The organism is Bradyrhizobium oligotrophicum S58 (assembly GCF_000344805.1).
GTDB lineage: Bacteria > Pseudomonadota > Alphaproteobacteria > Rhizobiales > Xanthobacteraceae > Bradyrhizobium > Bradyrhizobium oligotrophicum.
Genome location: NC_020453.1, coordinates 2,118,422 through 2,138,482, shown reverse-complemented (window position 1 = coordinate 2,138,482; position 20,061 = coordinate 2,118,422). Strand labels below are relative to the sequence as shown.

Sequence of the window (20,061 nt, the reverse complement as noted above, 5' to 3'; positions counted from 1 at the left end):
TTACAGATAGCCTGCTACATTAAATAAACCCCCGTGATTTACCGGGGTCGGCTTTCAGAACCGCTTCGGTGGCCGTCGGTTGCGCGTGAATAGTCAAGGTCGCGCTGACCGCCACAATGACCGAGGCGCGCTCTCATCGGTACTCACGGAGAAAAACTCATGTTCGGTCGCAAGAATAACGGTGACACGCTTGCTCTGCTCGGTGCGAACGCGATCACGGCCAAGGTGATGATCGCCGACACCAATCTCAACATCGTCTATATGAACGAGGCCGTGAAGACGCTGCTCCGGGAAGCCGAGCAGGACCTCAGGCAGCAACTGCCGAATTTTCGTGTCGACGGCCTGATGGGCGCGAACATCGACGTATTCCACAAGGATCCGTCGCACCAGCGCCGCATGCTGCAGGCGCTCCGTTCGGAGCACCGGGCGACGATCAAGATCGGCACGTGGTTTTTCGACCTCGTCGCACAGCCCCTGAACCACCGCGACGGAACTCGTGCGGGAACGGTGGTCGAATGGTCCGACGCGAGCTTGCGCCTGCAAAATATCGATTACGCAGCCCAGGTGGCGGCGATCGGCAAGTCGCAGGCCGTGATCGAGTTCAACCTGGACGGCACGGTCGTTACCGCGAACGAGAACTTCCTGAAGGCGCTGGGCTACGCCTTGCCGGAGATCCAGGGCAAGCATCACAGCATGTTCGTCGATCCAAGGGAGCGCGACAGCGCAGCCTATCGTGAGTTCTGGGCTGCCCTGAATCGCGGCGAATACCAGGCTGCCGAATACAAGCGGATCGGCAAGGGCGGACGCGAGGTCTGGATCCAGGCGTCCTACAATCCGATCTTCGACGACAAGGGCAAGCCCACCAAGGTGGTGAAGTTCGCAACCGACGTCACCGAACAGAAGATGCGCAATGCCGACCTGGCGGGGCAGATTGCGGCCATCGGCAAATCGCAGGCGGTGATCGAGTTCGCTCTCGACGGCACCGTGATCACGGCGAACGAGAATTTCCTCCACGCTCTTGGCTACACACTGTCCGAGATCAAGGGCCGTCATCACTCGATGTTCGTCGATCCCGCGGAGCGGGAAGGCGCCGCCTATCGCGCATTCTGGGCGGCCCTCAACCGCGGAGAATATCAAGCGGCCGAATACAAGCGAATCGGCAAGGGCGGACGTGAGGTCTGGATCCAGGCCTCCTACAACCCGATCCTCGATCTCAATGGCAAGCCGTGCAAGGTGGTGAAGTTCGCTACGGATGTTACGAAGCAGGTGCTGGCGCGCATGGGGAACGAGCGCGTCCGCGGCATGATGGACTCGGTGGCGGCAGGCGCAGAGGAACTCAATGCGTCCGTCCGTGAGATATCCGAAGCGATGACGAAGTCGCGCGAGACCGCAATGGGCGCGGCCGACCGGGTTGCTTCGGCCGACTCGCAGGCCAAGCGCCTGAGCGAAGCAACTCAGGCGATGAGCGGCATCGTCGAGATCATCAGCGACATCACGGGGCAGATCAATCTGCTGGCGCTCAACGCCACCATCGAATCGGCGCGCGCCGGCGAGGCCGGGCGCGGATTTGCGGTGGTCGCCGCGGAGGTCAAGAACCTTGCCAACCAGGCCAAGGCCGCCACCGACAAGATCGGCGCAGAGATCGCCGGCCTGAACGTGATTTCGGCCGAGGTCGTGAATGCCCTGAACGCGATCAAGACCGAGATCCAGAACGTCAGCGAATACGTCACCTCGACCGCCGCCGCGGTCGAAGAACAAAGCACCGTCACCAGCGAGATGTCGTCCAGCATGCAGCGAGCCGCGGCAGAAGCACAGGCAATCGCGGCGGGATAGCGTAGGTGGTCTCCGTTCGTTTGGACGAGCTGCGCCCGAGAGACTCCCGCGGGCCGCGCCCAATATGAGGATCAGTGTCGCGTCGCGTCCCAGGTCACCGGCAGATTGAGCAGGCCGCGAAAGGCCCAGCCGCCGATGCGCGCCGACTCGGCCTCGCGGAGACGCAGGTTCTGCAGCCGGGCGAACAGCGTCGGCAGAGCGACGTCGGCGATCATGGCGCGCGAGGCCCAGGCGCCCGCGCAGAAATGTGGGCCGGCGCCGAAGGCGATGCTCTTGGAGACGTCGCGGCGGATGTCGAAGCGATCAGGGTCGGTGAAATACGCCTCGTCGCGGTTGGCCGAGCCGAACATCAGGAACACGCGCTCGTCGGGCTCGAAGGCGACATCACGGATACTCCAGGGTCTTGCGATGCGCCGCGGCGACATGCCGATCGGCGAGATCCAGCGGGCATATTCCTCGAACACCTGCAGCCAGCGCACCTCGCCATTCACCGCCAGCGCAAGTTGCTCGGGATGCAGCAGCAGCGCCCAGACCGTGCCGGCGATGGCGTCGCGCGGCTCGTTCTGGCCGCCCGAGATCGCGAGCTTGATATTGGCGCGGACGCTGTCCATCGGCATGCCCCCGGCCAGCATCACGCCGAGCAGGCTCTGATTGGGGTGCTTCTCCAGCACCGGCAGCATGTCGTCGATCGCGGCATCGATGCCGGAGGTCGCAGCGTTGCAGCGCGCTTCGACCGCCGGATCGCCGGTGTAGTTGGCAATGCCGTCGATCATCGCCTGCGACCATGCGTTCATGTCCTCGAAGCGCATGTTGGTGAGGCCGGTGATCAGCTTCAGACATTCGGCCGAGAACGGCAGCGCGAAGTCCCTGACGAGATCAATCTCGGCTGCCGGATCGAGCGCATCGATCAGCCTGTCGGCATGAGCCTGGAACTGCGCCAGCCAATGCACCCGGACGGCCCGTGGCGAGACCGCCGGCGCGATCGCGTGGCGCTCGGCCATGTGCGCGGCACCATCCTTGCGCATCATGTTGTGGCCCATCAGCCGGTTCATCAGTCCCTGCGGCTGATGCGAGCTGAAGACGTCGATCTGCTTTTCGGAGACGAAGATGTCGTTGCGCCGGCACAGCAGCGTGCTGCCGAGCTGCGGCACGAAGGCGATCGGCGCCTCCTTGCGCATGCGCGCCAGCGCCGGATAGGGATCGGCCCAGAAGGTCGCGGTGTCGATGTCGAAGCGCGGTGCGGTGCTCACTTTCAGCCTCCGGTCAGACGGCGCACGCTAACTGCGCATGCGCGCGACGTCTGTCCCGGTGATGGGTGACAGCATCCGCGACGGCCTGGCTCAGTTCAGCGGGCGCGGTGTCGTCATCAGCCGCAGCGCGATCGCGAACAGCTCGTTCTGCGAGGCGATGCCGAGCTTCTCATAGGCGCGCTTGCGATAGGTGAAGACGGAGTTGAGGGCGATGCCGAGATCTCCGGCGATCGCCTCCGAGGTGAAGCCTGAGAGGATGCGGCGGCAGACGTCCTTCTCGCGCGCGGTCAGCACCGCCAGCGGTCCGCCGGCGGCGAACAGCGAGGCGAACTTGTCGGCTGGATCCATCGCGGCGGCGCGGTGCTGGCAATGACGCGCGACGATGGCGCCCACGATCGGAGCGACCGCCGCGATGCGCTGGCGCTGGTCCGGCGCGAAGCCGCCTTGCGCAGCGGTGCGATAGAAGTTCACGTAATAGCAGTGGTCGCCGACCCAGATCGCGGTGGCGGCCTTGTCGACGATCTCGGAATCCTCGAAGAACAGTTTGCGGTAGCCCTTCGGATACATGCGGCGCGCGAAGTTCGGCAGCAGGATGTGGCTGGTGTCCGCGCGCTGGCGGAAGATCGTATCGCGGTTCGGATCGGCGGTGTGGAAATGCTCCGAATAGGCGGCGCCGAGGTCGGGCCCGATCGCGATGTTCCCCGTGCTGAGCAGACAGCGCGCCGAGCGCTGGTTCTCGAAGGTGAACACCATGCAATGGCCAACATCGGCAACGATGCGCAGCGTCTCGATAAGGACGCCTGGAAACGACTCCTGTCCGATCGCGAGCACCATGGCGCCGACGGCGCCGGCCGCGCCGATACCAGGCCCCTGAGCCTCCATGCATTCCTCCCGGCTCTCTTTGTTCACTGAGCCTAGCAGCAACCCGCCCCGGCTGGAAGCGCCGCGCCCCGCGTCACCAACCACGGGGACAGACACGGGGCCTCCGGTCCGGCTACGGTCGTCGGCCAAAGACTCGGCCAGTCAACGTGCCGAGCACGCTCAACGGGGAGGACTGGTGATGAGAGCCGCGCTCACGGCGATCGGAATTGCTGCAATGATGGCCTTCGGCTCGCCCGCGCGGGCCGACGTCAAGGTCGGTATCGTGGTGTCCGCAACCGGGCCCGGCTCGGCGCTCGGGCAGCCGCAGATCAAGGCGGTGGCGGCGCTGCCGAAGGAGATCGGCGGCGAGAAGATCGTCTACATCGCGCTCGACGACGAATCCGACAGCGTGAAGGGTCTGCAGAATGCGCGCCGGCTGGTGATCCAGGACCAGGTCGACGTCATCATCGGCTCGTCGCTGACGCCGGTGACCATGCCGATGCTCGACGTCGCGCTCGAAAGCAGGACGCCGCTGCTGTCTCTGGCGGCCTCGACCGCGATCGTGCAGCCGATGGACGACAAGCGCAAATGGGCGTTCAAGGTGGTGCCCAATGACGACATCATGGCTGCGGCGATGCTCAAATACATCGCAAAGACGGGCGTGAAGACCCTCGGCTTCATCGGCGTCTCCGACGGCTATGGCGAGGGCTACTATCAGGAGGTGACGAAGCTGGCGCCGAAGCTCGGCCTGACCGTGACGACGCACGAGGTCTATGCCCGCGGCGACACCAGCGTCACCGGCCAGGCGCTGCAGGTGATGGCGACCAATCCGGACGCGGTGTTCATCGCCTCGGCCGGCACGCCCGCGGTGCTGCCGCAGCAGGCGCTGCGCGAGCGCGGCTATGCCGGCAAGATCTTCCAGACCCATGGCGTGGCGACGCAGGAATTCATCAAGCTCGGCAAGGAGAACGTCGAGGGCGCGGTGTTCGCCGGCGAGGCGTTCTCGATCGCGGACGATCTCGCCGCGGAGGATCCGTTCCGCCGCGCCAACGACGCGTTCGTATCAGCCTATCAGGCCGCCAATGGCGACAAGCCGAACATCTTCGCCGCGCATCTGTGGGACACGGTCACGCTGCTGAAGGGCGCAATTCCCGGCGCGCTGAAGGCCGCCAAGCCCGGCACGCCGGGATTTCGCGCGGCGCTGCGCGACGAATTGGAGCGCGGCAAGGACGTCTATCTCAACAACGGCCTCTCCAACATGAGCCCGACCGACCACAACGGCTACGACGAGCGCTCGGCGTTTTTGATCAAGGTCGAGGGCGGGAGATTCAGGCTGGTGAAGTAGGTGCTGTCACCTTGTCGCGCCCAACTATCTCGGCGCGAGCAGTGCAACCTCTCCCCGCCCTTTGCGGGGAGAGGTCGGATTGCGCAGCAATCCGGGTGAGGGGCATGGCACATACAAAGCAACATCGTGGCTCTATCGGACGGGCACGTCGGCGCCCCGTAGCGGCACCGCCCGTAAGGCTGCCCCTCACCCCAGCCCTCTCCCCGTAAGAACGGGGCGAGGGAGCGCACCGCACGCTCGGTAGCAGCTCGAATTCAAATGGCGAGGACGCGCCAATGGAGCCCTCGCCCTACGCCGACACGCTCTCCACCTCAGCCTTGCCCAAAATCAGATCCGCCGCCTTGTCGCCGATCATCAGGGTCGCCGCGTTCAGGTTGGCGGAGATCATGCGGGGCATGATCGAGGCGTCGGCGACGCGCAGGCCTTGCAGGCCGTGGACGCGAAGCTGGTCGTCGACGGTGGCCCAGGTCGAGTCGGCCGGGCCCATGCGGCAGGAGCAGCCGGGATGGAAGGTGGTGGTGGCGCGCTGCGTCGCCGCCGCGAGGAACTCGTCGTCGCTGTTCACCTTCGGTCCAGGGAAATCCTCGTACGCGTAGTATGGTGCAAGCGGAGCCGACGCCAGCAGCCGGCGCGCCAGCTTCATGCCGGCGACGACGACGCGGCGGTCGAGCTCGGCGGTGAGATAGTTGGTCTGGATCAGCGGCGGCGCGAACGGGTCGGCCGAGCGGAGCCGCACATAGCCGCGGCTCTCCGGGCGCTGCTGCCAGGACGCGACCGTCATGCCGGGCTCGTCCTCGAGCTGGCCCTGCACGCCCTCCTTGTAGCTGGCAGGCGTGAAGGTGAGCTGCAGATCGGAGCTCTCGGCGGTCTCGCCGGAGTGCCAGAAGCAGTACACCATGGTCGGCGACAGCGACAGGATGCCGCGCCGCGTCACCGCCCATTTCAACGCCTCGCCCCACAGATTGAGGCCGCGTGCGAGCTCGTTGACGGTCTTGATGTTCTTGACGCGCGCCACGGTGCGCGGCGCGTAATGGTCCTGCAGGCCCTCGCCGACGCTGCCCAGCGCATGGCGCACCTCGATGCCGTGCTCCTGCAGCAGTTCGGGCGCGCCGATGCCGGACAGCTGCAAGAGCTGCGGCGAATTGTAGGCGCCGCCGGACAGGATCACCTCCTTGCGCGCGCGCACCTCCATCGGCACGCCGCCGCGCCCGCCGCGGTGATAGCGCACGCCAACGGCGCGCTTGCCGTCCAGCATGACGCCGGTCGCGTGGGCATGGGTGCGGACCTCGACATTCGGCCGCTTGCTGGCGGGGCGCAGGAACGCGGTCGCCGAGGACACGCGGCGGCCGTCCTTGATGGTGCGCTGGACGTAGGACACGCCCTCCTGGATCGCGCCGTTGTAGTCGGGGTTGCGCGGGATGCCGAGCGAGACGGCGCCGTCCATGAAGGCCTCGCACAGCGTGTCCTTCCACTCCATGGTGGTCACGATGAGGCTGCCGTCGCGGCCGCGATACTGGTCCTCGCCGGCGCCGATGCGCTTCTCCATGCGCTTGAAGTGCGGCAGCACGTCGGAATAGCTCCAGCCGCGATTGCCCATCTGCGCCCAGGTGTCGAAATCCTGGCGCTGGCCGCGGTTGTAGACATGGCCGTTGATCGATGAGGAGCCGCCGAGCGTCTTGCCCCGCGGCGCATAGATGCTGCGCCCGTTGGTGTAGGGCCCGGGCTCCTGCTGATAGCCCCAATTGATGCTCTTCATGTAGAAGGTCTTGATGAAGCCGGCCGGCAGATGGATGTAGGGATGCCAGTCGCGCGGGCCTGCCTCGAGCACGCACACCGTGACCGACGGGTCCTCGCTGAGGCGGCTGGCGAGCACGCAGCCGGCGGAGCCGGCGCCCACGATCACATAGTCGAAGGTATCCATCTGGTCGGTCGTCCCGGTCTCGTCGTCGCCGCTGGCGCGTTGCCAACGGGGCCATAGCGCGATCAGCGCGGCTTGTCATTCAATTGGTAGTCGAGATGCGCCTTCACGGTCGGCCATTCGGCCGCGGTGATGCTGTAGACGACGGTATCACGCAGCGTCCCGTTCGGCGCAATCTGGTGGCTGCGCAGGATGCCGTCCTGCCTGGCGCCGAGCCGCTCGATGGCGCGGCGGCTCTGGTGGTTGAAGAAATGCGTCCGGAACTCGACTGCGATGCAGTTCATCGCCTCGAACGCGTGCGCCAGCAGCAGCCTCTTGCACTGCGTGTTGAGCGCGCTGCGCTGCACCCGCTTCGCATACCAGGTCGAGCCGATCTCGACGCGGCGGTTGGCGGCATCGACGTTCATGTAGGTGGTCATGCCGGCGACGCGGCCGTCGGCGTCGAGCACCGTGAACGGCTGCATGCTGCCGGCCGCGAACAGGCCGAGCCGGCGCTCGATCTCCTTGGCCATGGTCTCGGGTTTCGGAACTGCCGTGTACCACAGGTTCCACAATTCGCCGTCGCTGACCGCCTCGACCAGTGCGTCGTGATGGTCTGATGACAGCGGCGCGAGACTGGCGTGCACGCCGCTGAGAGTGACTGGTTCGAGAAAGGGCATCAGCAAATTCCGTCATTGCGAGGAACGCAAGCGACGATGCAATCCAGGGCCGCGTATGCCGTCCTGGATTGCTTTGCTGACGCTCGCAATGACGGAACTATCACGTCGAACGTCACTTGTTCAGAAAATTCAGCGGCAATCCCGGCCGCGGCCAGTCCATCGTTACCAGTTCGCCCTTGCCCGACAGCGTGATGTAAGCCGTCTTCAAATCCGGCCCGCCAAAGGCGATATTGGTCGTGACGCGGTCCCCGGTCGGGACCTGCTCGACCAGGGTACCGTCCGGCGCGATCACGCTGATGCACCCCGACACCAGGGTCGCGACGCAGACATTGCCGTTGGCCTCGACTGCGAGCGAATCGAACATCTGGTAGCCGCCGAGGCCGGCGATGGGACGGCCGCGCTCGCCGCGATAGATCACCTCGCGCGGCTTGACCGTGCCGGGCTCGGAGAGATCGTAAGCCCAGAGCCGCGCGGTCGGCGTCTCCGCGATGTAGACGGTCTTCTCATCCGGCGACAGGCCGATGCCGTTGGCCGGCAGGATGCCGTGCACGGCCTCGACGATCTCGCTCATGCCGGGCTTGAGATAATAGAATGCGCCGACATCCATGTCGCGCGCGCGGCGCTTGCCGAGATCTGAGAACCACAGGCCGCCATTGCGGTCGAAGACGAGGTCGTTCGGCCCGCGCAGCTCGTGCTCGCCGCAGCGGCTTACAACTGTCTCGACCTGGCCGCTCTGCAGATCGACGCGCTGGATCGAGCCGCCGAGATAATCCTGCGGCTGAGGCCCCGGCATGATGATCTTGCCGGTCGGAATCCAGGAGAAGCCGCCATTGTTGCAGATGTAGATCTTGCCGTCGGGCCCGAGAGCTGCGCCATTCGGCCCGCCCGGAATCTCCGCCACGACCTCCTTGCGGCCATCGGGAAACACCCGCGTCAGCCGCCGGCCGCGAATCTCGACCAGCACCACCGAGCCGTCGGGCATCACCACGGGCCCTTCCGGAAATTCGAGATCGGTGGCGAGCACGCGCATGTTGGACATCGGACGACCTCCCGCTTCATCACCGCGAGACACGGCCGAGATCGGCCGCCGCGACGACATTCTTATTGTGCAGGAGGTTATCGCAAAGCGGCTGCAGCTTGCCAAGCAAGGCTGACGTTCCCACCGTGCAGGGCTGACTTGCAGCGTGTTGACGCAAGACCCGTCACGGAATCAGCCGGGCGCCGGCACCGATCTCGAAGCCGGTCCTGACATCGAAACGCAACTAGGAACGCGCGAGACACGCATGTCGGCCGACACATGCTATTTGCCGTTCGGCTTCGCCGGCGTCGCGTCCTTGGGGGCTGGCGCATCGGCCTTCTTCTTGAGCTCGTCGGAAAGTCTTGCCTGGCTGGCCTTGAGCTCATCGATGGCGCCCTGCTGTGCGATGAGTGCCGCCTTGAGCGCCTGGACCTGACGATTTGCCGCATCGAGCTTCTGCTGCTGATCGAGCGACTGCTTCGTCATCGTCTTCTGCAGGAAATCGATGTTGCTCTGCAGGCATGAGGTGCGACGATCCATCGCCTTCTCTGCAGTGCAGATCTCGATGCCCGGAATATCCTGCGCATGAACGACAGAACTCGCGCACCACATTGCGAGCAAACACGTGGCAACAAAGATTCGCATCACAATTTTCTCATTGGCTTGCCAAACACATGATTTTGCATGGAACTGATGCTCTTTCCGGAATGATACCATACTGAGACCTCAATCGCGCATTGAAGTTCCGCCTGGGACCCGTTTTTAGGGAGATGCACAGAATGGCTACGCGCGAAAAACGGTTAGCGCAGTTCGACGGCAACGGTGAGCCACCGCCCGGGCAGACGGTCGAGGTGCTGTGCGAAGATCACAGCGGCACCTATCAACTTCCGTTCCAGTGTTTCTACACCGACGGCAAGTGGCACAACAAGGAATCCGGCGGTGCGCTCGAAGCCACCGTGATCGGCTGGCGCTTCCCGCGCGCGCGTTACGACGACCGCGGCGGACGCCGTTCGCAGCCGAGCTTCGTTGCCGATCGCGCTTCGTCTTATTGATCACACACCGCGCCCTGAGTTCTGCTCAGGGCCGGTCTTGTCCAAAATTCGTTTCGAACTCGGATTGAGTCTCACGGCGACATCAGCCCTCGGCAGCGCCGGCAGCAATCACAAGTGCCACCGTCCATCGTCGGGCACACCATTCCGACAAGCACGCCGCGGAATCGCGAATCGAAAGAGACGCGATCGCAGCCGTGGGCCGCGACGGCGCGAGCAGCGTCTGTTTCAAAACGTGACGCTGAAGGGACGCTCGTTAATCCTTGGAACGCGGACGGAACGAATCACGTCCGAATCAGCGGCCGCAGTCGGTACGACAGCTGTTCACGGCTACATGTCGGCCCCGCGCGCCGCGACCCACCACATGCTGAAACGATACATCCGGCCGCACGGCGCGGCCGGATGCCAAAGCTTAACAGAGCGGTGGCGCGGGGAGATCAGGTCCAGGGCGTGACCGGTGGCACCTTGTCGGTTGCCGGCGGCATCTCGACCGTCTTGAAGTCGGCCGGGCTGACGATCTCCATGTATTCCATGTCGGGAGAATAATCGTAGAGGTAGTGCGTGATGCCCGGGCGCTGGTGCACGACGTCGCCGGCCCTCACCAGGGTCGGCTTGTCCTCGTACATGAAGCGGGCCCAGCCCTTCATCATGATGACGATCTGGAAGTCGCAATCATGCCGGTGCCAGCCGGTGCCGTCGACCGGCGGGCAATCCGGATTGGCCTTGACGAGATGGCAGATCACCTGGCCGCCGGTCGCATCGGCGATGCCGAGATCGCGATAGAGGAAGAAGTCGCGCAGGCCTCCTCCCGTGTAGTCGGTGTCTTCGGGCTTGACGTGCGAGAACTTGGTCACTGCGGCATGCTGGTTCATCACGGCCTCCACCGGTTGATCGCGGCGTCAGCAACCCTTGAGGCCCATCGATCGGCCGCAGCGGCCACCTCGCCCGAAAGCGGATTGTGCCATGCGAAAACCACGCCACGCCCTGCCCCGCGCACAATGAGACGCGCGGCACCATGCAGCACGCCGTGAAGCGATTGGTAACACCTGCGTTTTGCACACGGCCGCCGGTCGAGCCCGGCTGACGGGCACCTCTCCTCCCGTAGCCTCGCGACAGCTCATCCGGCTTCAATTTGGGCACAGACTGCCCGGTGCGTGAGCCAATGCGGGTGGCGTGCCCGCGTCCACCTGCGCCCGTGGCGGACGTCCCCCGGCGACGGGCCGGCTAATACTCGACCTCGAGCTCCTCGATCTCCTCGGGCTCGGCCTTGGCCGCCTCGATCCACTCCTGCATCTCAGGCATCGCCATGACCAGATCGGCATAAGCCTTGAGCCTGGGCTCCAGCTTCACGTCATAGGTCACGAAGCGCGTCACCACCGGCGCATACATGGCGTCCGCCATGCCGCGCGGGCCGAACAGAAACGGGCCGCCCGACCTGTCTAGACAGTCGTGCCAGATGGCCCAGATCCGATCGATGTCGGCCTGCGCCCGGGTCCAGACCTTGAAGCCCGGGAAATGCCCTTTCAGATTGACCGGCAGCGAAGCGCGCAAGGTCGTGAAGCCGGAATGGATTTCGCCCGATATCGAGCGGCAATGCGCGCGCTCGATGCGGTCGGCCGGCAGCAGGCCGGCCTCGGGAAAGGTCTCGTTGAGATATTCCCCGATCGCCAGCGTATCCCAGATCGTGGCGCCGTCGTGCCTGAGGCACGGCACCAGGATCGATGAGGACAGCAGCAGGATCTCCGCCCGCGCAGAGGCATCGTCCGGACCGACCACGACCTCGTCGAAATCGAGCCCGGCAAACTTTGCGAGCAGCCAGCCGCGCAGCGACCACGACGAATAGTTCTTGCTGCTGATGGTCAATGTCGGTTTGGCCATGTCGCCCTGCCCCTTTGTCGCTTGTCGTCCGGCCACGCTCCGATGACCTCACGGCCCCAGATTGCGATCCGGAGCCGAATACTCCAGCGATTTGATACAGCAAGCGACATGCCAGTTTTTGAGGCAAGACTCTCCGGCTCTGGCTCCGATATTGCATACATCAAGTTGGAGTGACGGACGGGGACCGATGGCGCTGCTGTATCAAGCCTACCAGAACCACATGGACCTGACCGAGCCCTGGCGCCACGGCGCGGCGGCGGCCATGCGCTATCTCAACCTGATCCCATCAGGGCTCTCCGGCCGCGCCATGCGGCGGCTCTCTGCGGCGCTCGAACTGATCTCGCGGTCGGCCTTGACCTATGCCCGCCCGGCCTATGGCATCGACAGCGTGATGGTCGGCAATCGTGAGATCCCCGTCACCGAGGAAGTGACGTTCAAGACGCCGTTCGGCTCGCTGCTGCATTTCAAGAAGGACGGTGCGCCGGAGCAGCCGCGGGTGCTGCTGGTGGCGCCGATGTCCGGCCATTTTGCCACGCTGCTGCGAGGCACGGTGAAGACGCTGCTGCAGGATCACGACGTCTACATCACCGACTGGCACAATCCGCGCGACATTCCGCGCCATCATGGCCGCTTCGGACTGGAAGATTATACCGATCATCTCATCACCTTCCTCAGCCAGCTCGGCCCGCGTCCGCACATGGTCGCGATCTGCCAGCCATCGGTGTCGGCGCTCGCGGCGACCGCCGTGATGTGCGAGGACAACCACCCCTCGCGGCCGGCGACGCTCACCCTGATGGCTGGACCGATCGACACGCGGATCCAGCCGACCAAGGTCAACGAGTTTGCCAAGAGCAAGCCGATCGACTGGTTCGAGAACAACCTGATCCACTACGTGCCGTTCCAGTGTCGGGGCGCTTTCCGCAAGGTCTATCCGGGCTTCGTACAGCTTACCGCCTTCGTGTCGATGAACCTCGAGCGTCACGTCAAGCAGCACATGGATCTCGCCAACCACCTCGCCAAGGGCGAGGTCGAGAAGGCCGAAACGATCAAGACCTTCTACGACGAGTATTTCGCCGTCATGGATCTGCCGGCGGAGTTCTACATCGAGACGGTGCGCGATGTCTTCCAGGAGCATCTGCTGCCGCAAGGCAAACTGATGCATCGCGGCCGTCCCGTCGACACGAAAGCGGTGCGGCGGATCGGCCTGATGACGGTCGAAGGCGAGCGCGACGACATCTGCTCGATCGGCCAGACGCTCTCCGCGCAGGATATCTGCACCAATGTGCGCGCCTATCGCCGCGTCCATCACATGCAGGCCGGTGTCGGCCATTACGGCGTGTTCAGCGGCAAGAAGTGGAACAACGAGATCTATCCGCTGCTGCGCGATTTCGTGCACGTCAATTCGTAAACCGGGCGCGCTGCCGGCGTTGCAGCGTCGCCGACGGCGGCTCGCCGAACTTGTCGCGATAGGCCCCGGCCATGCGCCCGAGATGGGCAAAGCCGAGCTCGAAGGCGATGTCGATGATGCGCGCGTCCGGTGCCGCCACCATCAGCTGCGCATTCAGCTTGGCCAAGCGGATGTCGAGCAGCATGTCGGAGATCGACATGCCGAAATGGCGGCGGAAGCCGCCCTGCAGGGCACGGATGCCTATTCCCGCCGACGCGGCCAGCTGGGCCAGATCGAGCGGCTCGGCGGCGTGGGCGTCGAGCTGATCCCGCGCCCTGCGGACCGCCTGGGGCAGCGTCTCGATCCGGCCGGAATGGAGCCTGATCGCCTCCGACAGCCCATTGCTCGGCTGCTGAAACAGGATGTCGAGCAGCGTCTCGCGCCAGTTGGCGGCCACGATGGCCGGCAGCTTGCGTGCGCCGCCAAATCCGTCGGTCAAGCGTTCGGCCAATTCGGCGAGCTCGAGCATGTGCGCCCGCAGCCGTGAGCCGTGATCGGCCGACAGCGCGACCGTCGGATCGAATTCGACCGGCTGCACCGCACGTCCCGACAGTGCCGCGGCACGCTGCTCGACCAGGCGGCGGTCGAGCAGCAGGATCAGCTGGGCACAATCGTGCCAGACCATGCGGGTCGGCAATGTCGGCGACAACAACGAGCCCGCGCGATCCGGACCGGAAGCAATCTCGCGCGCTGCGGTCCGGATGCTTGCTGTCCCTGCGAAGGGAAGCTGAACCAGGAAGAAGCGGTCGAGGCAGCCGGGATCGATGGTGACCTCGCCGCCATAGGCGACGTAGTTGATGGAGAAGCCGTCAAATGCCGCGCAATTATGCAGCGCGCGGAAATCGCGCGCAGTCGCAGCCTTTGGCTGCAGCCCGTGCGGACAAAAGATGCGACCTATTTGTTCAGCGGCCTCATCGACATCGTGCGTTGCAACACGGCCATAGGCTGAGAGCCGCGGCGCTGCGGACCGTCCCCAACTGCGATCAGAAGCTGCATTTGCAGTCATGACACATCGCCCGTCGAAATCGTTTGAAACCTATAATAATTAGCATCTGGCGTCGAGGGATTCGTTTTCTGGATAGACACCATGCCGCGACTTGCTCGATCCTCCCTGCGTGTGCAGCAAGGAGATCCGCCATGACCACACTCGAAAAAGGCATCACGCCCGCCGGCACCGGCTATGCCGGCAAGACCTGGAATATCCTGGGTCAGGTCTACTTCCCCAAAGCCGTCACCGACTCCACCTTCGCATTCGAGACCAACAGCGAGCCCGGACAGTTCGTGCCCGTTCACGTCCACCCCACGCAGGATGAGTTCATCCTGGTTCAGGAGGGCGTGCTCGACCTCAAGCTCGACGGCGTCTGGGTCAGGGCGCATGCCGGCGATCTCGTGCGCATGCCGCGCGGCATTCCGCATGGCTACTTCAACAAGTCGGACAAGCCGGCGCGCGCGCTGTTCTGGGTGTCGCCGATGCAGAAGCTGGAGGCACTGTTCAACAAGCTGGACAATCTCGCCGACCCCGCCGAGGTGGTGCGGATCTCGGCCGAGCACGAGGTCGACTTCCTGCCGCCCGAGGCCAACGACTAGGCGTCAGCCGGCGCTCCGTCGGGCTCAGGGTTCGTCAGTGCGGCGCGGTGCGCGATGAGCGCGGACGGCTTTGCAGGCCCTGCAGCAAGAACAGATGCGCCGCCTGAACGGCAGGTGATCGGCGAGAGCACCTCGCCTCGATTCCGCCGCTGGCCCGTCCGGCGGCGCCACATGCTTCGGTCGCGCCGGGCGACCTTCGTCATCATCAAACTCTTCAACGAGCTGTTGCAGCGCGGCGGGCGACGCCTGCCCGAACGCCGCTGCACGCGCGACAACAAGGAGGTCCCATGATCGCTCGAAAGAACGTCTGCGTGATCGGTGCCGGCGTCTCCGGCCTGGCTGCAGCCAAAGCATTTGCCGCCCGCGGGCACAACGTTACCATCATCGAGCGCAGCACCGATCTCGGCGGCGTCTGGGAGCCGGCGCGCTCTTACCCCGACGTGCAGACGCAGAGCCCGAAGGAGCTCTATCGCTACACCGACAAGGCGATGCCCGACAGCTATCCGGAGTGGCCGAAGGGGCCGCAGGTCTATGCCTATCTCGCCGACTACGCCGGGAGTCACGACCTCACGCGCCTGATGCGGCTGAACACCACCGTTCTGTCGATGCAGCGGCGCACGGACGGCAAGCCGGGCTGGACGCTCGATCTCAAGGCCGGAGATCAGTTGAGCCGAGAGGACTTCGATTTCGTTGCCGTTTGCACTGGACAGTTCAACGAGCCGCAGACGCTATCACTCCCAGGCGAGGATCAGTTCAAGGCAGCCGGCGGCGCCATCATGCACTCGTCGAAATACAATGACCCCGGCATGATCAAGGACCGCAACGTCGTCGTGCTCGGCGGCTCGAAATCGGCGACCGATATTGCCGTCAATGCGGTGCGCTCCGGCGCGCGCTCCGTCACGATTGTGTTCCGCGAGCCGGTGTGGCGCATTCCCTATTTCATCGGCGGGCTCATCAACTTCAAGCGCATCCTCTACATCCGCGCCCAGGAGCAGATGTTCGCAAGCTGGGGCATCGGCCCGCTCTCCCGTCTCGCCCATCTCCTGGCGAAACCTCTCGTCTGGGCCAATTGGCGCGGCCTGGAGAGCCTGCTGAAGACTCAGCTCAAGCTCGCCAAATGCAACATGGTGCCCAAGCAACGGATTGAAGATGGCGTGAACTGTTCGGTTCCGATCGCGACGCCGGACTTCTTTCCGATGGTCGCGGACGGTCGCATCAAGGCGGTGCTCGGCACCTTCGATCACTACGAGCCGAACACGATCGTGGCGCGCAGCGGCGAACGGATCGCGGCCGATGTCGCGGTGCTTGCCATCGGCTACAAGCTCGGCGTTCCCTTCCTGTCGGAAGCCGATCGCGCCAAGCTCGTCGATCCCGACGGCCAGTATCGGCTATATCGGCTGATCGCCAATCCCGACCTGCCCGACATGGGCTTCGTCGGCTTCAATTCCAGCTTCTGCACCGTGCTCTGCGCCGACATGGCCGCGCAATGGCTGGTGCGTTACGCCGACATGCAGCTGGCGCATCAGCCCGGTGATCGCGAGATGCGCGACAACATCGAGATGATGCTGCATTTCAAGCGGGTCGAGCGTCCGGCCGCGGGGGTGTATGGCGGGCTATGTGTTGCGCCCTATCACTTCAAGCATTTCGACGAGCTGTTAGCCGACATCGGCGCGACGCGGAGGCGACGCAATCCGTTGGTCGAGATGTTCACGCCACCGGACGCGGACGCCTATGGCGCCTTCCTGGCAACCGCGCCGGCTTACCAGGCCGGCTGACGCGGGCGGGCTGGCCGAGAAGGTCTGCCGCACTGCGAACATCGAGGCGCCGCAAACGCGGCCAATTGCGAAGTGAGCAGCAACTTTGTGTGAAGCTCGCATCCGGCTCCCGTGTCGGATGCGCTACTGTCCGCAGGCTGGCCTTCCCGGCAAAGCCGGGCTATCCAGAGCGCCCTCGGCCTCCGGCCGTCTATTTCGGAGCCTGCCATGACCTTCTCAACCCGCCTTCGCACCGTCGGCCTCGCCGTCTCGGCCGCCATCGTTCTGACGACAGCAACCCAGGCTGCGGAGATTCATGTGATGATCTCCGGCGGCATGACGGCCGCGTTCAAGTCCCTGGTGCCCGAGTTCGAGCGTCGCTCCGGCAACAAGGTCACGATCGCCTACGGCCCGTCGATGGGAACGACGGCGAATGCGATCCCGGTCCGCCTCGAACGCGGCGAGCCGGCCGACGTGCTGATCATGGTCGGCTATGCGCTCAGTGATCTCACCACCAGAGGCAAGGTGATGCCCGACAGTTATGTCGAGCTTGCGAATTCGCCGATCGGCGTGGCCGTGAAGTCGGGAACGCCGCATCCCGACATTTCGAACGCCGACGCCGTGAAGCGCATGCTGATCGCTGCCAAGACCATCGCCTATTCCGACAGCGCCAGCGGCGTCTACGTCTCGACGGAGATGTTCGACAAGCTCGGCATCAAGGAGGAAATGAAGGGCAAGGCGCGGATGATTCCGGCGACCCCCGTCGGCGAGATCGTCGCCCAAGGCGAAGCGGAGATCGGCTTTCAGCAGATCAGCGAGCTCAAACCGGTGAAGGGCATCGACATCGTCGGGCCGCTGCCGGCCGGACTGCAGAAGATCACCGTGTTCTCCGCCGGCATTGCCACGGCCTCCAAGGAGCCCGAGGCCGGCAAGGCCCTGATCAAGTTCCTGGGATCACCGGATGCGCGTCACGTCATCGCGGAAAGCGGCCTCGATCCGATCGTGAGGCGAGCGCCGAACTGATACAGACCGGGCGCTGCGGAGACGATCGCCTCTCCCCCGCCGTGCGGCGTGGGGAGAGTGCGGCAAGCGGCCTCGGGCGCAAGTCGACGCGGTCACTGCGTCAGCAACGTGGATTCGCTCAGATTGTTGGCGCCATAGGCCTTCTTGAGCAGGCCGTTCGCCTTGGACTCCGTCATGAACTTGGTGACGAAGGCGAGTGACTGCGGATGCTTCGGCGGCACCGCGACCGCAGTGTCCGTCTTCTTGAAGGTCTCGGCCAGCACCTTGGTTCCGGGCACCTGCTTGGCGATGAGATTCAGTTGATCGCGCGCCAGCGCCAGCGCATCGATCTCGCCCGCGCTGAGTAGCGCATAGACCTCCTCGTAGGACTTGAAGCCGGTGACGGTCGCCTTTTTCAGAAACGCCTTCGCGCCGCGCATGACCGTCGTATCATTGATGGCCGCGACCTCGTGGCCAGCCTGGTCGAGCGCGGCGATGTTTGGAACATCGAGACCTGCGCGAATGATGAAGGTGGTTTCGACCGAATCGTAGACCGGGCCGAACGAGACCTTGGTCTCGCGATCTGCGTCCTTCGGCATGAACGCCACGTCCCAGGTCCCCTGCGCGCCGGCGTCCGTGATCGTATTGGAATTCTGGTGCTCGACGAACTCGACGGGCACGCCGACCTGCGCAGCCATCGCTTTGCCGAGCTCGATCGGCACGCCTGCATAGCCGCTGTCCGACTTGACGCACCAGAAGGCGCCGCCGGCCGGGCCGACAGCAATGGCGACCCGCAGCTTGCCGGTCGGCGCGATTTCTTCCTTCAAGCCGGCCGCGCCAGCCGTGTTGCCGACAAACGTGATTACTGCAGCTGCCAGGGCTGCGTCACGCAGCCAGCGCCAAAACGCCATGGCCCTCTCCCATCGGATTGCAAGTTGGTACGAGCCGCACCTTGCCGGGAGCACAGTTAAATACAGCTTACCTTGCTGATGCAAAGCAGCATGCGACGCGCAAAACTTACGCGTCGCAATTACCGTTTCGAATAAGTCGATACCGAAAACAGATTAAACGGGCCTTAAACGCAGCGCCGGACCCAGACGCCGTTGACGAGCACGGTCCGGCATGCCGCCGCAGCAACGGGCGGCTTGCGGACGACGACTGCGCCCGCGGCGCCGGCACAACCGGCACGCACCACACCGCGCGCGCAGACGACGGCGTTGGCATCCGACATCGACAGGAAAGGCATCAATACCAGGCCGAACAGCCCGCAAAGAGTTGAAAAAGTGATACGTGATAAAATGCGGCGCATTGTCGAACTCCTGAAGACCAATATCTCATTAGTTAAATATCCACCCTGATGGAAATCTGCCTGGACCACTGCAGCCTGGCAACTGTGACAATTTGGGTGGATCGATCCAGTCGCACCATTTTCGTGCATCTGCCGAGACCGCGAGCCGGCAACCGACCCGGTTACCGATTGGCGGCGAATTGCGCGAGCATGCCTTTGCAGCCAGGCGACAATGCACTGGCATTGGCTGCGAGGCACTGCGCGACCCGGCCGCCGCCCGGCTCGATCCCGCTGCAGAATGCACGCGCATCCGAGCCGCAGGCCGCCCTGACGATGCGCAATTCTTCGAGCGGACGCAGCGGCCGCAGCACCATCGTGGGCGCTGCCGGAGCCGCAGCCGGCGTACCAACGGCTGTGGTCACCGGAGCGGCAGCCGGTGTTGCGCTCGCGGCCGCCGGCGCGCTGGTACCATTGGCAGTCGCGATGGCCTTGCCGCAGGATGCCGACACCTTCGCCTTGTTCTGCTCCAGGCACTGCAGCGCGCCAGCGCCGCCCGGCGGTACGCTGCTGCAGACCTTGGGATAGTCGGAGCTGCAGGCGCTGCGGATGGCCGCGACCTGCGCCTCGTTCGGCTTGGCGGCCGGTGCCGCCACGGCTGATGCCGGCGGTTTCGGCGATTCAGGTTTGGCAGCCGTTGCGGCCTGAGCAGGCGCCGCGGGCTGCGCGGCGGCCTTCGGAGGCTCAGCGGCGAGCTTGGGTGCCTCAACGGCCACAGGTTTGCTCGCAGCCGGCAACGCGGCCGCCGGCTTTGCATCGACCGCGGGCTTCGCCTCCGCAGCGGGCTCGAGCGCCTTCACGGCGGTCTGGCATGATGACGACAGGCTGGCCATGTTCTTCTGCAGGCACTGGAAGGCCGCGGCGCCGCCGGGCGGCACGCTCGCGCAGTTCGACATGTAGTCCGACCGGCACGCCGACTTGATTGCATTGCGCTGCGCGTCGGTCTGCGCCAGCGCCTGCGCTGCAGCGAAGGCGGCCACGGCAGCCACCCCAAGTACGAGCATCCTTGTGTAACGGATGATCATCGGTCGATCCCCAATATGTTCAGATCCATGGGCGCCGCCGATGCAGGACGATGAGCACGGATTTGTCAGTATGACGCATGCGTATCGATT

The 20,061-nt window shown here is 64.6% G+C and carries 19 protein-coding genes; 7 read left to right on the top strand and 12 right to left on the bottom strand.

The window, feature by feature from the left end; all coding sequences use genetic code 11:
• The first annotated feature begins 159 nt into the window (after positions 1-159).
• The gene (locus S58_RS09105) at positions 160-1,833 is read left to right on the top strand and encodes a methyl-accepting chemotaxis protein (protein WP_015664994.1); all 1,674 of its coding nucleotides are present in this window, start codon (positions 160-162) and stop codon (positions 1,831-1,833) included.
• A gap of 71 nt (positions 1,834-1,904) precedes the next feature.
• Here S58_RS09105 and S58_RS09100 read toward each other — a convergent pair whose 3' ends face one another.
• Entirely contained in the window at positions 1,905-3,083 is a 1,179-nt protein-coding gene (locus S58_RS09100) for a cytochrome P450 (RefSeq protein ID WP_015664993.1), read from the bottom strand.
• Positions 3,084-3,173: 90 nt separating this feature from the next.
• Positions 3,174-3,965 carry a helix-turn-helix transcriptional regulator gene (locus tag S58_RS09095; protein ID WP_015664992.1) on the bottom strand — a complete coding sequence of 264 codons (792 nt, stop codon included), beginning with the start codon at positions 3,963-3,965 and terminating at the stop codon, positions 3,174-3,176.
• 178 nt (positions 3,966-4,143) lie between these two features.
• On the opposite strand from S58_RS09095, the gene S58_RS09090 reads away from it, so the two are divergent.
• Complete coding sequence (locus S58_RS09090; protein ID WP_015664991.1) at positions 4,144-5,289, top strand: ABC transporter substrate-binding protein; 1,146 nt, start codon at positions 4,144-4,146, stop codon at positions 5,287-5,289.
• A 289-nt stretch (positions 5,290-5,578) separates the two neighbouring features.
• On the opposite strand, the gene S58_RS09085 is transcribed toward S58_RS09090, so the two are convergent.
• The 4 genes from S58_RS09085 to S58_RS09070 form a co-directional block, all read right to left on the bottom strand.
• Positions 5,579-7,210, bottom strand: a complete 1,632-nt coding sequence (locus tag S58_RS09085; RefSeq protein WP_015664990.1) for a GMC family oxidoreductase — start codon at positions 7,208-7,210, stop codon at positions 5,579-5,581.
• 62 nt (positions 7,211-7,272) lie between these two features.
• Positions 7,273-7,866: a GNAT family N-acetyltransferase gene (locus S58_RS09080; RefSeq protein WP_042339044.1), complete on the bottom strand. Its 594-nt coding sequence runs from the start codon at positions 7,864-7,866 to the stop codon at positions 7,273-7,275.
• Positions 7,867-7,978: 112 nt separating this feature from the next.
• The gene (locus S58_RS09075) at positions 7,979-8,905 is read right to left on the bottom strand and encodes an SMP-30/gluconolactonase/LRE family protein (RefSeq protein ID WP_015664988.1); all 927 of its coding nucleotides are present in this window, start codon (positions 8,903-8,905) and stop codon (positions 7,979-7,981) included.
• A 261-nt stretch (positions 8,906-9,166) separates the two neighbouring features.
• Entirely contained in the window at positions 9,167-9,529 is a 363-nt protein-coding gene (locus S58_RS09070) for a hypothetical protein (RefSeq protein ID WP_244440798.1), read from the bottom strand.
• Positions 9,530-9,663: 134 nt separating this feature from the next.
• On the opposite strand from S58_RS09070, the gene S58_RS09065 reads away from it, so the two are divergent.
• On the top strand, positions 9,664-9,936 hold the full coding sequence (locus tag S58_RS09065; protein ID WP_015664986.1) for a hypothetical protein: 273 nt from the start codon (positions 9,664-9,666) through the stop codon (positions 9,934-9,936).
• 434 nt (positions 9,937-10,370) lie between these two features.
• Here S58_RS09065 and S58_RS09060 read toward each other — a convergent pair whose 3' ends face one another.
• The gene (locus S58_RS09060) at positions 10,371-10,805 is read right to left on the bottom strand and encodes a cupin domain-containing protein (RefSeq protein ID WP_015664985.1); all 435 of its coding nucleotides are present in this window, start codon (positions 10,803-10,805) and stop codon (positions 10,371-10,373) included.
• A gap of 352 nt (positions 10,806-11,157) precedes the next feature.
• Positions 11,158-11,811, bottom strand: a complete 654-nt coding sequence (locus S58_RS09055) for a glutathione S-transferase family protein (protein ID WP_015664984.1) — start codon at positions 11,809-11,811, stop codon at positions 11,158-11,160.
• Between the two features lie 187 nt (positions 11,812-11,998).
• Here S58_RS09055 and S58_RS09050 point away from each other — a divergent pair, with 187 nt between their 5' ends.
• Entirely contained in the window at positions 11,999-13,219 is a 1,221-nt protein-coding gene (locus S58_RS09050; protein ID WP_015664983.1) for a polyhydroxyalkanoate depolymerase, read from the top strand.
• Here the strand turns inward: S58_RS09050 and S58_RS09045 are convergent.
• On the bottom strand, positions 13,209-14,264 hold the full coding sequence (locus S58_RS09045; RefSeq protein ID WP_015664982.1) for an AraC family transcriptional regulator: 1,056 nt from the start codon (positions 14,262-14,264) through the stop codon (positions 13,209-13,211). The genes S58_RS09050 and S58_RS09045 overlap by 11 nt on opposite strands.
• Positions 14,265-14,395: 131 nt before the next feature.
• Between S58_RS09045 and S58_RS09040 the strand changes: the two genes are divergently transcribed.
• From S58_RS09040 to S58_RS09030, 3 genes are all read left to right on the top strand, one after another.
• A complete protein-coding gene (locus S58_RS09040; RefSeq protein ID WP_015664981.1) occupies positions 14,396-14,845 on the top strand; it encodes a cupin domain-containing protein in 450 nt (149 codons plus the stop codon).
• A gap of 140 nt (positions 14,846-14,985) precedes the next feature.
• On the top strand, positions 14,986-16,620 hold the full coding sequence (locus S58_RS09035) for a flavin-containing monooxygenase (RefSeq protein WP_377811994.1): 1,635 nt from the start codon (positions 14,986-14,988) through the stop codon (positions 16,618-16,620).
• A gap of 207 nt (positions 16,621-16,827) precedes the next feature.
• Positions 16,828-17,622 carry an extracellular solute-binding protein gene (locus tag S58_RS09030; RefSeq protein ID WP_015664979.1) on the top strand — a complete coding sequence of 265 codons (795 nt, stop codon included), beginning with the start codon at positions 16,828-16,830 and terminating at the stop codon, positions 17,620-17,622.
• Between the two features lie 92 nt (positions 17,623-17,714).
• Here S58_RS09030 and S58_RS09025 read toward each other — a convergent pair whose 3' ends face one another.
• The 3 genes from S58_RS09025 to S58_RS09015 all read right to left on the bottom strand — a co-directional run bounded on the left by S58_RS09025 (position 17,715) and on the right by S58_RS09015 (position 19,971).
• Positions 17,715-18,512 carry a transporter substrate-binding domain-containing protein gene (locus tag S58_RS09025; RefSeq protein ID WP_015664978.1) on the bottom strand — a complete coding sequence of 266 codons (798 nt, stop codon included), beginning with the start codon at positions 18,510-18,512 and terminating at the stop codon, positions 17,715-17,717.
• Positions 18,513-18,676: 164 nt separating this feature from the next.
• The gene (locus S58_RS09020) at positions 18,677-18,910 is read right to left on the bottom strand and encodes a hypothetical protein (RefSeq protein ID WP_015664977.1); all 234 of its coding nucleotides are present in this window, start codon (positions 18,908-18,910) and stop codon (positions 18,677-18,679) included.
• Between the two features lie 161 nt (positions 18,911-19,071).
• Complete coding sequence (locus S58_RS09015; protein WP_042339042.1) at positions 19,072-19,971, bottom strand: hypothetical protein; 900 nt, start codon at positions 19,969-19,971, stop codon at positions 19,072-19,074.
• Positions 19,972-20,061: the final 90 nt, after the last annotated feature.

Excerpts from the sequence above, each read along its gene's own strand:
- S58_RS09105 (WP_015664994.1), top strand. The coding sequence starts at position 160 with ATGTTCGGTCGCAAGAATAACGGTGACACGCTTGCTCTGCTCGGTGCG.
- S58_RS09095 (WP_015664992.1), bottom strand. The coding sequence starts at position 3,965 with ATGGAGGCTCAGGGGCCTGGTATCGGCGCGGCCGGCGCCGTCGGCGCC.
- S58_RS09090 (WP_015664991.1), top strand. The coding sequence starts at position 4,144 with ATGAGAGCCGCGCTCACGGCGATCGGAATTGCTGCAATGATGGCCTTC.
- S58_RS09085 (WP_015664990.1), bottom strand. The coding sequence starts at position 7,210 with ATGGATACCTTCGACTATGTGATCGTGGGCGCCGGCTCCGCCGGCTGC.
- S58_RS09080 (WP_042339044.1), bottom strand. The coding sequence starts at position 7,866 with ATGCCCTTTCTCGAACCAGTCACTCTCAGCGGCGTGCACGCCAGTCTC.
- S58_RS09075 (WP_015664988.1), bottom strand. The coding sequence starts at position 8,905 with ATGTCCAACATGCGCGTGCTCGCCACCGATCTCGAATTTCCGGAAGGG.
- S58_RS09070 (WP_244440798.1), bottom strand. The coding sequence starts at position 9,529 with ATGCGAATCTTTGTTGCCACGTGTTTGCTCGCAATGTGGTGCGCGAGT.
- S58_RS09065 (WP_015664986.1), top strand. The coding sequence starts at position 9,664 with ATGGCTACGCGCGAAAAACGGTTAGCGCAGTTCGACGGCAACGGTGAG.
- S58_RS09060 (WP_015664985.1), bottom strand. The coding sequence starts at position 10,805 with ATGAACCAGCATGCCGCAGTGACCAAGTTCTCGCACGTCAAGCCCGAA.
- S58_RS09055 (WP_015664984.1), bottom strand. The coding sequence starts at position 11,811 with ATGGCCAAACCGACATTGACCATCAGCAGCAAGAACTATTCGTCGTGG.
- S58_RS09050 (WP_015664983.1), top strand. The coding sequence starts at position 11,999 with ATGGCGCTGCTGTATCAAGCCTACCAGAACCACATGGACCTGACCGAG.
- S58_RS09045 (WP_015664982.1), bottom strand. The coding sequence starts at position 14,264 with ATGACTGCAAATGCAGCTTCTGATCGCAGTTGGGGACGGTCCGCAGCG.
- S58_RS09040 (WP_015664981.1), top strand. The coding sequence starts at position 14,396 with ATGACCACACTCGAAAAAGGCATCACGCCCGCCGGCACCGGCTATGCC.
- S58_RS09030 (WP_015664979.1), top strand. The coding sequence starts at position 16,828 with ATGACCTTCTCAACCCGCCTTCGCACCGTCGGCCTCGCCGTCTCGGCC.
- S58_RS09025 (WP_015664978.1), bottom strand. The coding sequence starts at position 18,512 with ATGGCGTTTTGGCGCTGGCTGCGTGACGCAGCCCTGGCAGCTGCAGTA.
- S58_RS09020 (WP_015664977.1), bottom strand. The coding sequence starts at position 18,910 with ATGCGCCGCATTTTATCACGTATCACTTTTTCAACTCTTTGCGGGCTG.
- S58_RS09015 (WP_042339042.1), bottom strand. The coding sequence starts at position 19,971 with ATGATCATCCGTTACACAAGGATGCTCGTACTTGGGGTGGCTGCCGTG.